The sequence below is a fragment of the Vibrio cincinnatiensis genome (assembly GCF_022113815.1).
GTDB classification, from domain to species: Bacteria; Pseudomonadota; Gammaproteobacteria; order Enterobacterales; family Vibrionaceae; genus Vibrio; species Vibrio cincinnatiensis_A.
In genome coordinates this window covers 219,701-233,069 of record NZ_SGOM01000002.1, presented here as the reverse complement: position 1 = coordinate 233,069, position 13,369 = coordinate 219,701, and the positions used below count along the sequence as shown (strand labels likewise).

General features: G+C 42.7%; 10 protein-coding genes and 1 pseudogene. 6 read left to right on the top strand and 5 right to left on the bottom strand.

The window, feature by feature from the left end; genetic code table 11:
- The first annotated feature begins 118 nt into the window (after positions 1 to 118).
- Positions 119 to 334 (top strand): DUF3820 family protein, encoded by a 216-nt coding sequence (locus tag EXA13_RS04045; protein ID WP_238132009.1) that lies wholly within the window; start codon positions 119 to 121, stop codon positions 332 to 334.
- A gap of 90 nt (positions 335 to 424) precedes the next feature.
- On the opposite strand, the gene EXA13_RS04040 is transcribed toward EXA13_RS04045, so the two are convergent.
- Positions 425 to 1,258 carry a class I SAM-dependent methyltransferase gene (locus EXA13_RS04040; protein WP_238132008.1) on the bottom strand — a complete coding sequence of 278 codons (834 nt, stop codon included), beginning with the start codon at positions 1,256 to 1,258 and terminating at the stop codon, positions 425 to 427.
- A gap of 128 nt (positions 1,259 to 1,386) precedes the next feature.
- Positions 1,387 to 2,163 carry a helix-turn-helix domain-containing protein gene (locus EXA13_RS04035; RefSeq protein WP_238132007.1) on the bottom strand — a complete coding sequence of 259 codons (777 nt, stop codon included), beginning with the start codon at positions 2,161 to 2,163 and terminating at the stop codon, positions 1,387 to 1,389.
- Between the two features lie 326 nt (positions 2,164 to 2,489).
- Between EXA13_RS04035 and EXA13_RS04030 the strand changes: the two genes are divergently transcribed.
- Positions 2,490 to 3,584, top strand: a complete 1,095-nt coding sequence (locus tag EXA13_RS04030) for a YdcF family protein (RefSeq protein ID WP_238132006.1) — start codon at positions 2,490 to 2,492, stop codon at positions 3,582 to 3,584.
- 313 nt (positions 3,585 to 3,897) lie between these two features.
- Here EXA13_RS04030 and EXA13_RS04025 read toward each other — a convergent pair whose 3' ends face one another.
- Positions 3,898 to 5,877, bottom strand: coding sequence for a TonB-dependent siderophore receptor (locus tag EXA13_RS04025; RefSeq protein WP_238132005.1), 1,980 nt, complete (start codon positions 5,875 to 5,877; stop codon positions 3,898 to 3,900).
- Between the two features lie 86 nt (positions 5,878 to 5,963).
- Between EXA13_RS04025 and EXA13_RS04020 the strand changes: the two genes are divergently transcribed.
- The 3 genes and pseudogenes from EXA13_RS04020 to EXA13_RS04005 form a co-directional block, all read left to right on the top strand.
- Positions 5,964 to 7,010, top strand: coding sequence for an AraC family transcriptional regulator (locus EXA13_RS04020; protein WP_238132187.1), 1,047 nt, complete (start codon positions 5,964 to 5,966; stop codon positions 7,008 to 7,010).
- Between the two features lie 236 nt (positions 7,011 to 7,246).
- Positions 7,247 to 7,459: a transcription antiterminator/RNA stability regulator CspE gene (gene cspE, locus EXA13_RS04015; RefSeq protein ID WP_238132004.1), complete on the top strand. Its 213-nt coding sequence runs from the start codon at positions 7,247 to 7,249 to the stop codon at positions 7,457 to 7,459.
- A gap of 688 nt (positions 7,460 to 8,147) precedes the next feature.
- Positions 8,148 to 9,380 (top strand): annotated as a pseudogene (locus EXA13_RS04005) (DEAD/DEAH box helicase); the annotation flags it as partial.
- Positions 9,381 to 9,584: 204 nt separating this feature from the next.
- Here EXA13_RS04005 and EXA13_RS04000 read toward each other — a convergent pair.
- Entirely contained in the window at positions 9,585 to 10,793 is a 1,209-nt protein-coding gene (locus EXA13_RS04000; RefSeq protein WP_238132002.1) for a NupC/NupG family nucleoside CNT transporter, read from the bottom strand.
- A gap of 363 nt (positions 10,794 to 11,156) precedes the next feature.
- Positions 11,157 to 11,471, bottom strand: a complete 315-nt coding sequence (locus EXA13_RS03995) for a monooxygenase (RefSeq protein WP_238132001.1) — start codon at positions 11,469 to 11,471, stop codon at positions 11,157 to 11,159.
- A gap of 359 nt (positions 11,472 to 11,830) precedes the next feature.
- On the opposite strand from EXA13_RS03995, the gene astB reads away from it, so the two are divergent.
- Positions 11,831 to 13,174 (top strand): N-succinylarginine dihydrolase, encoded by a 1,344-nt coding sequence (gene astB / locus EXA13_RS03990; protein ID WP_238132000.1) that lies wholly within the window; start codon positions 11,831 to 11,833, stop codon positions 13,172 to 13,174.
- The last annotated feature ends 195 nt before the right edge of the window (positions 13,175 to 13,369 follow it).

Below are 13,369 nucleotides of genomic sequence, written 5' to 3'. Positions count from 1 at the left end.
CTGTGTTGCCGCTAAAGATGGCGGGTGGTTGATCTGACGTCTCCCATAACACTTGCTGTGTTTGGGAGACTTTTTGTATGCTAGTGCTTCTTATTGCACGCACCACGTAGAACTGACCATGTTAGAGAAAGAAAACTTGATTAAACTGGCTCGTATGCCAATGCCATTTGGGAAGTATGCGGGGCGAGCACTGATTGATCTGCCGGAAGAGTATTTACTGTGGTTCGATAAAAAAGGCTGGCCGTCAGGAGAGTTAGGGGACTTGCTGAAATTATGCTTAGCCTTAAAAATCGAGGGTCTGGATAGTGTGGTGAAACCACTCAAGCGAATGTGATTACGCCACAGTAAACCAAGCCCTGAACATTACTTATAGTGAGATGAGAGAGTGCGCAATTCTGCACTCTGCTGGAAGATAATCTGACGACTATGAGTTTACCCTTGCGATAACCCCAAATGAGTCCCCACTCGATGCTTCAGTATCAAACCCATTAACGATTTCAATAACCTCAAAGCCATGAGCAGTCAGCTCGGCTGTCAGGCTCTCCGGAGTAAAATACTGTATCCAATTGTAGATATGCCAAGTACGGATCGCTTCTATAATCGTGTAATGATCAAGCGAGACATGCTCAGCTTCATAACGAAAGGCATTATGAAATGCATAGTATGGGCTATCCGACCAGAATGGTTGCATATAGTTTGGAGCAAAAGAATGATGTTCAGTAAAGAGATGAAAGGCATCAATGGAAAAAACGTCGAACACAAATAGCCCATTGGGCTTTAAGCACTGTTGTACTTGGTTATAAAGCTTTTGCCGCTGGCTTGGTGAGAGGGTACATAAGTCACAATAGATCAATGTGACTAACTCTTGCTCTGCTGGTAACGAAGTCTCAAGATAGTTGGCTACTTGATAGGTGATAGCCAATTGATGTTTAGCCGCAGAGCTTTTGGCGTATTGAATCGAGCTGGTAGAGAAATCCAAACCATGAACCTTAGCGCCTCTCTGAGCAAATTTTTCCGCATATAATCCCGGACCACATCCGAGGTCACAGATTGATTTCCCTCGTAGATCCAACTTGATATCTAGCCATGCAACCACTCTTTCTATTGCTATTGCAGGACGTGATGCCATTGGTGTTGCCTGACTGAGATGGGCTTGTAGCATCTGTTTGGCAAGGTGGGGCTCTGTCCATAAGGTGTCAGTGGTATAAACCGAATAGATCTCTGGTTTCTTATGTATTTGCTCTAATTCTTTAAACATCTCGCTAACCCTTGTATTGGTGGTTTTTGTGTATGCTAGAAGAATGCAGGGAAGCGGTATTGAATAAATCGGACAAGGTTGCCAATTTTTCGGGTACTTAACGGGGATAACATTGGTGACGTTTATGGCTAGAGGAGTATTTCAGTCTCTAATCTAGTTTTTAGTCGAGTAGGGGTCTGCCCCATGTAGAGTTTGATTTCTCTGGTCATGTGGGCTTGATCGGCAAAGCCACAATCTATCGCTATAGACGAAATCGCGTAATCGGGGTTCGTTAAGCATTTAATGGCTCGCCTTAGCCTAATGATGGATGAATATTGCTTGGGGGGGAGCCCTATTGCACCGATAAACTTTCTATTAAGCGTTCGCTCAGAGAGTTTTATCTGCTGCGCAATATGCTTGATTGGCAAACCACCTTGACCTTCGTGCATTAAACTGAGTATATCTGCAATGATTGAAGAGGCTGCTGCTGGTCGTGGATTGGTACAAATATGTGGGTTAATAGTGCTGATTAACTGAGCCATATTCCTCTTACTGCTACCCACCTGTTTGAGCCAAGGTATCTGGGCGACGGCATGCTGACCATATTGAAGGCTACCCGATATTTGAGCGAGGGGACATTTCAGGAAGGGACTGGCAGCCCCAGCTTTTAATCGAAATCCAATAAAACCCTGATGTGCTCCAGCCTTTATACAGTGAGCCTGAGTAAAGGGGGGCGAGATTAACGGAATAATATTGCTGATCGCTCCATTCGTGTGCACATGGAATGTAAAAATAATGTCTGTGCGACCGTCTGGAACGATATAGTGATGATTATCTTGACGATTATAGTAAGTCCAAACGGCCTCCATGCTGTTATTTTCTAGTGCATCAGTCTCAATTTCATTGAAGCCAATTTGTAAATCCATAGATAACACCGACCAATACGCAGAGGTTTGCTCCTGATTATCATCTTTTCCCGTTATCAGGGATACCTCCTTACAGCAAGAAATCACCATAAGTATTGAGTTTGGAGTGAAGAGAGAGGTTGAGCCATGTGATTGAGCAGTAGAGAATCTTAATTTTTATATCGAAATAGATAGGCGTTTATCAAGAGAATTATTGGATTATAATCACATAATTATTAATAATTTCATTTTTAACACCATGCTTTGAGAGTTGTTTCACATCTTTTTCGCAAAGTAAATTTACCATGAAAAATTACTGATTTGTTGCGCTATATGGGAAATAACTTATGAAAAAAAATATGATTACCATTCTTTTAGGTGGTTTGATCGCACTTTCGACATCATCTTATTCGCTGGCTGAAACTCAATCAACTATACATTCAAATATTGAATGCTCGCAATTTGTCACTAAGCGTCAGGTGGTTGATCAGCTTTTAGCGGACGCGGTTACGGCATTTAAATCTCCATCGCGTATATCCCATGCGGGATTTACTGCCAAAATGCCAAGTAATATGGAAATGGTGACCGATCGCTTATTGGAAGCTTACCAATTGGAGCCCTACCGTACGGATTTATTGATCTCTGCTGCCAATGCACAGATTTACAATAAAAATGTGGATCGTGCGATTGAACTGTTCGAACAAGCTCTCGCCGTTGCTCCTGATGATGTTGATCTGCATTCTTACTTAGCTGTATGGCAAAGATTTAAAGGAAATGAAGCCAGTGCTAGTGAACATATGCAAGCATTAGCCAAACTGAATCAAGGGCGAGAAGCGGATCTGAAGAAGATATTTGCAGCGGTAGATCGAATACTGACCACGCCATTAAAAGATAAGGCTGACAAGCCTAAATCTGGCAATAACGCGATTGTGACGCTTGGTTATGCTCTTAATCCCGATGGTTCAATGCATGACATTCTTGTGCAACGTTTAGAAACCACCTTAGCGATGGCAAAATCCGACCCTAAAGCGGTGATCATCTTAACGGGTGGTGTACCTAAAAATCATAAAACAGAAGGGAAGTTGATGGCTGACTGGCTGCTGGCTAAAGGTGTCAGTGCTGATCGTATCATCGAAGAAAACTATGCAACGAGCACCGTCGATAATGCTTTATTCAGTAGTTACGCTTTAGCTCGGCATAATATAGAACATGCCACGATCATTAGCTCTGCTAGCCATGTGCGTCGAGGTCAAACTTTATTCGAAATTGCGAGCTGGCAAACTGGTCCGCGTGGCATTACCTTCGATACGGTTGGTTATCCAGATAAACCATTAGCTGACCTCAAAAAAGCCGATGATGGCGAGGTTCTGGGCATTTACCGAGATGCATTAAGAACCTATGGTATGTGGAGCTATCGCTCTTATCCGCTAGAATCTCGTTAATGTTCCAATAAAAAACGCCTCCATAGTCGTCAAACTTGGGGGTGTTTGAGTTTGTAGTGCTCTGAAAATAAAGTATATATACCCGTGATCATTGAAGATGCTTGATTTCTCATAAAATCAGGATCATGCTACGCACCATGAAAATAATACTGACTCCTCAACAGAAACAACAACTCGAAGAGATGCACGATTCAACTCGTGATGGTCGAGTGCGTGACCGCATCAAAGCGGTTTTTTTGATTGATAGACATTGTTTCATCGACAGAGTAAAAAGCCCGCATCCCCGCATCATGCGGGCTTTGTGACGAAATGATTAGAATTGATAAGCCGCAGACAGCTTATAGCTACGCCCTGGCTCTTTATCATCTAATGTGAAGCCTCGTGCGACACCAAGGCGTGATGCGTGAGAGGTATAAAGCTCATCAAATACGTTGTCGATACCGAAAGTCAGTACTAAATTTGGTAGCGCGTATGGTGTCCATTGTGCATAGAGGTTATGTACATCATAGCCTTCTTTTTTCTCTGTACCTTCGACCACGTTATCTTCATCCAAAACAACGATTGAGGTCCAGCCGAATAGGGTATCAATTGAATCGGCTTGATAGCCCAGTGTGAGCGCAAGACTGTCACCCATATCGGCACTGGTTCCAACGGAGTTGAGCATTGGGCCACCATTGGTGACATCATTGGCTTCTGAGCGTGAGTAGGAAAATTTGGCACTCGCTGCTTGGTAGGTGTAGGTGGTACTTAGCTCAAAACCTTTGACTTCCATATCTCCGACATTGCTGATCAGATAACTATTGTCGGTACGGATATGATCATTAAGTTTGGTTTTAAATAGAGTGAAGTTTGCGCCAACAAAGTGATCACCAAAGTTCTTATTAAAGCGCACACCTCCTTGAGTGTTTAGGCCCGTTTCTGCTTTGATATTATCGGCTAGGTAAGTGATATCTTGGTAGCGAACAAAGGTTTCTAGTAGCTCCGGCCCTTTAAATAGGGAGCGGGCATTTGCAAATAATGTCCAATCATGGTTGACATCCCACTCGGTACCCATTGACCAAGTGACCTTATCAAAGTCTTTGCGACCCGTCATAGCTTTACGTTGGAAGTCGTCAAAACGCAGGCCAGCAGTGAGAGACCAATCGTCGGTGACATAGAGTTTATTTTCTGCAAATACGGCTGTGGAAATCGCAGACTCTTTCATAAAGGCGTCGTTGCCATAGCTGGCTTTACTGGTTTGATCGACGTAGTCCACACCATAAGTGATTTGGTTGCGTAGTTCAGTGAATTCGTAGTCTGATTGGAACCGTGCGTTGACACCAAGATTGCGGTTTGTAGCCGTATTGCGTGATACACGGTTGCTTGGCCAAGCGCCAGCCATCACACTTTCATCACGTTCAATTTCTGTTTGGCTGCTGTATAGGGTTACTTTCCCGCGATGTCGTTCTTTCTTCAGTTCATATGAACCGGTAATAGTATCGCGGTCATAATGGGTCGGAATTAAGCGATCTTGGCTCAACCCTTCGTTTGCACTGCCCGCCATATCAGGGCGCGGGCTGTAATCGCCTTTATCTCGATACATGTCATAAGCTAATTGGAAACGGTGACCTGCGGCAGGTTCAAAACCGATTTTCGTGAGGACGTTATAAGTATCACCTTCTACCCCAAAAGTTTTGTCACCTGCTCCATCCTCAAAATCTCCACGTGAGATGCCTTGCCCGTATACCATAATATCAACGGTATCATTAAATTGACCATATACGGCTAATGAACCTTGTTGACTATCGTTGGAGGAATATCCTCCAAAAATACGAGCACCGAATTGTTCACTACCGACGAGCAAATCTTTGGCATCTTTCGTTTCAAAATACACTGCGCCGCCAAGCCCGTTTTGGGTAACGGAATTATTGCCCACCTGAATATTGGCCGATTTTAAAATATCAGGGTTCAAAGTTAAGTTGCCGATGTGGTGGAACATATTGGCGTGCTGTGAAGCGCCATCCAGACGAATATCCAAAGCTGTTTCTCCAAAGCCGCGAATGTTGATGCGTTGGTTCACCGAGTGTGTTCCACCGACATCGACACCTGGAATATCACGTAGCAAATCTGACATATGATCGGCTTGTTTGAGTGATAGGTCGTCTGTGGTCAGCGATTCTGAGCTACTTGATACCTTCGTCCCCCATACAACCACATTATTTTGTTCGAGGGAGGCTTCTTGCTGGGCTAGCACATTGCTTGATATTGCTGTCGTGATCGCAAGCCATAATGCCGATTTCTTGCAAATATCCATACGGATTCAATTCCTTAAAAATACAAATGATAATGATTCGTATATATGTTAAATTGACTGGAACCGATAAAGAAGTTGAATACGTTATGCAAAATCGCACATTCGTTATGGAAAACGCGCAAACCGCCAATCAAGCAATACGGCAAACCATCACCTTGTCGCATCATGTGATTACAGAGCAGGATGAAGTTATTATGGCTCAATACCCCCATCAGCCAGTGATGGCGCGAGGGCGATTTATTGAGTACACCAGTCCGAGTGGTTTTGCTTTACATGGTGGGCGCTGTCATGAATTGACGGATTGTGATGTTATGACGACGGGGTCACCAGCTTTGGTCATTATTCTTTTAGTTGAAGGAAAGCTGAGTTTTGCCTATGACGATCTCAAGTTTACGCTGTGTGCCAAAACGCAGCCACAAGCATTGATGGTGAACTTACAGCAACCTTGTATTTTTCATCGGCGCTTACATCAAGGCATGCAAGTGCGCAAACTCAATATTATTTTGTCACCGGATAAACTGAAAAAATTTGCCGAACAAGATTGCCCACTTCACCATTTTATTCAGCAAGATAAAGCCTTTACCCATTTATCTTTGTCGTCCAATAGTTGGCAAAAGGTTGGGGATTTGATCAATAAATCAGATTCACACACTCTTAGCCAACATATAGCCCGTGAAGCAACCTGTTGGAGTTTGATTCAGGAAGCGATTATGCAGTGTCCTGAGTCGAATGTGCATTCTCCTCGGGTTCATGATAATCACACAGAATGTGTGATTAACGATCTACTGCATTATATTGATCAGCACCTCTATGACGAGATCGGCTTAGAAAGACTCGCTGAACGGCACGCTATGAGCGTGTCTAACTTACAGCGCAAATTTAAATCTCGCCTCAATATGACGATGGCGCACTACATTCGTCATCGGCGGTTACAACTGGCTCGCCAGCAGTTAGAGCGCGGTTTAGTGAGCATTACTGAAGCGGCTTACGAAGCGGGTTATTTACATCCATCCAATTTTACTGCCGCGTTTAAAAAAGCGTTTGGTATTTCTCCACAAGCATTTCTCGAACAAAAACAGCTTAGTGAAATGGTGAGTATTGATTTAAATGATAAGGGAAAAGAAAAACCATAAGGTTAAGTAAATTATTTAAATAGTCCTTTACATAGTGGATTCTTTCATTGATAATGGCTTCGCTCTGTTGTTCAGAGTTATTAATGAAAAATAAAGTATAGTAAAACCCTCAGAATATCTTCGTCATTGTTGCAATCCTTAGTGTTTCCTTAGCTTCATCGTCACATTCAATAATTCAAGCGCTCAGTGCATCGCATTTTTGCGGTATCTTATGAATTTTAAATTAAGGGACATCTATGTCTAATAAAGCTACGGGTTTAGTAAAATGGTTTAACGAAGAGAAAGGCTTTGGCTTTTTAACTCAAGATAATGGCAATGCTGACGTATTCGTTCATTTCCGTGCTATTGCTTCTGAAGGTTTTAAAACATTGACCGAAGGTCAAAAAGTTTCTTTTGATGTAGAGCAAGGCCAGAAAGGCCTTCAAGCTGCGAACGTTGTTGCTCTATAGTCGTATTTTAGGATGTAAATAAAGAAATTTTATTTACATCCATATTCACTTATATAATTTTATTTATACTCACACCATAAAAATATTAAACATTTCTTACATCTACCACTGTGTTTTTGTCGTTACGTTCCTTATTTTCTTCGTTGCATTATTATAAATAGATTTATTGTTATTAACTGTTTTAGGACAATGTTTATTTTATTGTTCTGAAATGCTTAAAAAGCTAAGGATGCTTATGTCTCGTTCTATTGGTCGTAAACGGTTTTGGTTTCAACAACGATCACACCAAAACACAATGAATAAAAGTAAAAAAATTGAAGCTCATCAATGATTGTTAATTTCTTTGTGAATCAACATTGTTGGAGTTCGGATATCCATCAATTAAATAGCGATATATTGACTCGGCATGTTTTAGTTAAGGCTCATGTCGATACCTCTGTGCGTTTTACTTATTGTGAGCAGACACGCAAAGGAGAAATCAAAAATGAAAATAACCATTTAATTGGACATTTCTCTGTTGACTAGTTCTACTCTTTTTACGTGATTCAGTCACCGCCTCTTCTTTGCGACACCCAGTAGTTTGGGTCGATTGACAATTAACGGTTGCTCCCTGATCACAAAGGCCTCAAAATGGCCCACTTTGCGTAGTCATGCTACGTCGTTTATCTATTACTATTGAGAATCATATATGGGTTTTACCTCGCTTGGTCTTTCTGCGCCAATCCTTAAAGCAATTCAAGAGAAAGGATACGATACACCTTCTCCTATCCAGCTGCAGGCTATTCCTGCGGTATTAGAAGGTAATGATGTTATGGCGGCAGCTCAGACCGGGACAGGTAAAACGGCAGGCTTTACATTACCGATTCTTGAGCGTTTATCAAAAGGGCCACGGGTTCGTGGCAATCAAGTTCGTGCATTAATTTTAACACCCACCCGTGAATTGGCAGCGCAAATCCAAGAAAATGTCTTTATTTATGGGCGTCATTTACCCCTGACCAGCGCTGTCGTATTTGGTGGTGTGAAGATTAATCCGCAAATGTTGCGTTTACGCAAAGGGGCTGATGTACTGGTAGCAACGCCGGGACGTTTGATGGATCTGTATAATCAAAATGCAGTGAAATTTGATCAGTTAGAAGTGCTGGTTCTGGATGAAGCTGACCGTATGTTGGATATGGGTTTTATTCGTGATATTCGAAAAATATTGCAATTATTGCCAGAAAAACGGCAGAACTTATTATTTTCAGCCACCTTTTCTGATGACATTCGTGAGTTAGCAAAAGGGTTGGTTAACCAGCCGGTAGAAATTTCAGTTAGCCCAGCCAACTCTACGGCGAGAACCGTTGAACAATGCATTTATCCTGCGGATGTGAAAAAGAAAGCACCGATGTTGGTTAAATTAGTTAACGACGGTAATTGGCAGCAGGTTCTGGTGTTTATGCGCACAAAACATGGCGCAAATCGCCTTGCGACTTACCTGACTGAACAAGGGATCACGGCTGCAGCGATTCATGGAAATAAAAGCCAAGGAGCGCGCACCAAAGCGTTGGCCAACTTTAAATCTGGCGAAGTGCGAGTATTAGTTGCGACGGATATCGCTGCTCGTGGAATAGATATTCCTCAGTTGCCACAAGTGGTGAACTTTGAACTGCCTAAAGTGGCAGAGGATTATGTGCATCGTATTGGGCGAACGGGTCGAGCGGGTGAAGTCGGGAAGGCGATTTCACTGGTTTGTGCGGTTGAAGTGCCAGAGTTGTTTGCGATTGAGCGTTTAATTCAAACGTTACTGCCGCGTATTACTCTAGCCGGTTTTGAACCGATGAATGCTTTGCCTGAATCTAAGTTAGATACACGTCCCATTAAGCCGAAAAAACCGAAAAAATCTAAAGCTGTTGTGGGAACGAAATCTGAAAACAATCCGCAAGGGCAGGCGAAACGAACTGGCTCGACAAAGCGAGTGGCTGGGCGAGGGAATCCTCATCAAAAGCCTTCTGGTGCAAGAACGCCAAGCAGAACGTCAAGTCATAGAAAAGCGCAGCCAACGAGCTAACTTTTCAGGTTGAATCCATGTAGAAAAACCGCATTCGTGTGATAAAACACGAGTGCGGTTTTTTCTTTATCGAGAGAATTATAAAGAGATAAAAAGCCCGGCTAGACAAGCGCTCATCAAGTTGGCTAAGGTACCAGCAATGACTGCTTTGATTCCTAAATTTGCTACTTCAGCACGGCGCTCTGGGGCCATGACGCCAATCGAACCGAGTTGAATTGCGATAGAGCCGATATTAGCAAATCCGCAAAGCGCAAAAGTAATCACCACTTGGCTGTAGTCCGATAATGCATCTTTATGCTGAATAAAGTCGATAAAAGCGACAAATTCATTCATGACTACTTTCTGACCGATGTATGCTCCGGCTTGTACCATTTCATGGGTTGGAATACCCAATATCCAAGCTAAAGGTGCAAATAGGTAGCCCAGCAATAGCTGTAAGGTGATCTCTTGTAGCCCAAAAAGGTGGGCAAAGTTTTCTAATCCGGTATTCAGCATCGCTATCACACTGACAAAAGCAATCAGCATCGTACCGACCGCGACGGCCACTTTCATTCCATTCATGGCTCCGCTTGCCAGTGCATCAATGACGTTGCTTTGTTCACTGGTTTCAATATGAATCTTCTCTTGATCGCAAGGGACTTTACTTTCAGGGACAATAATTTTGGCCATCAATAAACTACCGGGGGCCGCCATAAAACTTGCGGCAATCAGGTATTTAAGCTCAATCCCTAATCCGGCATAACCGCCTAAGACACTTCCCGCAACTGATGCCATACCACCGGTCATGACCGCAAAAAGTTCGGAGCGAGTGAGATGAGGCAAAAATGGACGAACCAAAAGAGGGGATTCTCCTTGCGATAAGAAAATATTTCCCGTTGCAACTAAAGATTCCGCTTTGCTTGTCCCTAAGAAGCGTTGAATTGCTCCGCCTAAGATAGCGATCACTTTCTGCATGATACCTAAGTAATAAAGAGCGGAAATGATGGCACTAAAAAAGATGATGATTGGTAACACGCGTATGGCAAAAATAAAATCATGGTTAGCTAAGTCACCAAATAGAAAGGCAATTCCCACATCGGCGAATCCAAGTAAACTGGCAACCCCTTGGCTTAATGCACCTAGAGCGGCTTGCCCCCAAGGTAAATAAAGGACCAGTGCAGCAAATCCGACCTGCAGAAATAAAGCGCGTAAAACGGTTTTCCAGTTAATGATATGGCGCTGTTCAGAAAGTAAATAGGCTAAAGCAAGCAGAACGGTCATACCCATCAGGCTAAAAATAATCGTCATAATGGTTTTGTGATGTATTCATGAAAGAGGTGGATGGAGCGCTGGTAAGGGAGCAGAACAGACCACGAACAGTGACTCACCTCGAGAGGTTGAGACGGTTGCCTTGATGGCAGAAATAATCGGTTCATAGAGAGCACCTTTACAAGCAAAGTTTGTGGGCCGGTCCCATCCTCGGGTCATTCACACTTCCATATGACAGCTTGTATTGGTGAGTTTAAAGGCACACCGAGCGCGGAGTATAACGGTATGGAAGGTGATTTTCATCACATTTATTCATGATTGTTATCTTTGCTACGCCGATGAAAAGACATAGCAATAGAAAAGATTGCCATGTCTAGGTGATATAAAGTGAGAACTGGTGCGTTAAGGCATTGATTTGCAGATAGGGGCTTGATTTATTTGGCTAAGAGGGAGGTTTACATCAAAAATAATACCCCGAATATTGGTGATGCCCATGGCTGAAAGCCGTGCAGAGTGCATTTCTAAATAAGCCTCAGCACTGTGCTGATTTTCAAACAGGTAGATACCACCTGCAACATTATCTTGTTGGTTTTCTGTCCAAATTTTCCAAATAAACCCTTGTTCATGATTAATCGATTCGGCTAGTTCGGCCAGAGCCGTTGCCATTTCTTCACCAAATGGGCCTGTAAAATCAAAATCAACTTGCAGTAATTTCATCTTTTCGGTTCCTTAGGCTAAAGGTATGTATGACATTTATATGTTTATTTTTTGTTAACGAATTTGTGTTTTTTTACGAGGTTACTTTACTATTCACATAATTTAAGGATGAATAAAGAGACGTCGAGTTGATGAAAAAAACCATTATCGTTGATGATTTTTTATATTAATACCGATGGGATCGTACTGTAAAAAATAATGATTCAAAAATATGGAATGATTTCAATATCGTATTCTTCGTAGTGTGAATAATTCATGAAAATCATTTTAATGTTTTTATGGTTAATTGTTTTTATGAGTCTCATGTCATATGTGAATTTCAATTCAAGGATAGAAGTGCAGTTAAAGGAGTGATGGTTATGCCTACTTATGAAGTCAATTTCGATGGCCTGGTTGGGCTTACTCATAATTATGCAGGGTTATCGTTAGGTAACATGGCTTCTACTTCGAATAAGCATGCATTAGCTAACCCTCAGCTTGCGGCTTTGCAAGGGCTGCATAAAATGAAGGCCCTTGCTGATATGGGGTTTAAGCAAGGGCTACTTCCTCCACAAGAAAGACCATGTATCAACAGCTTGTGTTTACTGGGGTTTTCTGGCAGTGATGAACATATTCTGTCCCAAGTTGCAAAAAAAGCTCCATACCTTTTAGCGAATGTCACTTCTGCCTCTTCCATGTGGGTTGCGAATGCGGCAACCGTTTCTCCCTCTGCGGATACACGAGACAATAAAGTTCATTTTACGGTGGCGAACCTGAATAATAAATATCATCGTTCAATAGAGGCGGAAACGACAGGACGAGCATTGCAAGCAACCTTTCCTTCATCGGATTATTTTGTTCACCATGCTGCTTTACCTTCGCTGGCGCAGTTTGGTGATGAAGGGGCGGCCAATCATAATCGTTTGTGTGCGGATCATGGAAAAGCGGGTGTTGAGGTATTTGTTTACGGACGACAAGCATGGGGAAGAAGTCTAGAACCGAAGCGTTTCCCTGCTCGTCAAACTCGTGAAGCAAGTGAGGCGATTGCTCGTTTACATCAGTTGTCTGATGAACACTGTGTCTTTGTTCAGCAAAACCCTCACGTGATTGATCAAGGGGTTTTTCATAACGATGTGATTGCCGTAAGCAATGGCCCTGTGCTTTTCCACCATCAGCACGCTTTTCTTGACCCATTGAGCGCCTTTGAGCACATTCGTCGTCAATTAAGCTTGTTTGAATGTGAATTTCGCCCCATTACGGTGCCCAACAATGCCGTGTCTGTTGAAGACGCGGTCTCCACCTATCTGTTCAACAGCCAGCTCCTGAGTAAAGTAGATGGAAAAATGCTCATGATTGTCCCAAAAGAGTGTCGGAAAAATGTAAGAGTTTGGGCTTATTTGAATCACTTAGTCGACAGTGGCGGGCCGATTAATGAGGTGAAAGTTTTTGACTTACGAGAAAGTATGGCGAATGGCGGAGGCCCTGCTTGTTTGCGGCTTCGGGTCGTTCTGAATCAATCAGAGCTTAAGGCAACCAATCCTAACGCTTTATTGAATGATCATCTTTATTGTTTACTCATTCATTGGGTCAAGAAACATTATCGAGATAGATTAGGGGAGGCTGATCTGGCGGATCCTTCATTACTCAATGAAAACCGTACGGCGTTGGATGAATTAACTCAGCTCATGAAATTAGGTTCGATTTATCCATTTCAACGTGTTTAATGTTTGTATGGCTTACATGAGAAAATGATCGCTTGCCTCGCTATTGATACTTTTGTCAATTTATCAAGCAGGAAGCGGAGATAAAATGGAAACAACCTCTCAAAAATGTTGCTTTGCTCTAAGATAAATAAACCCTTTTGTATGATTTGCGGCGCAGTTAACAGAGAGCTTGAGAAGCGATTGAGTCGCTGAGAT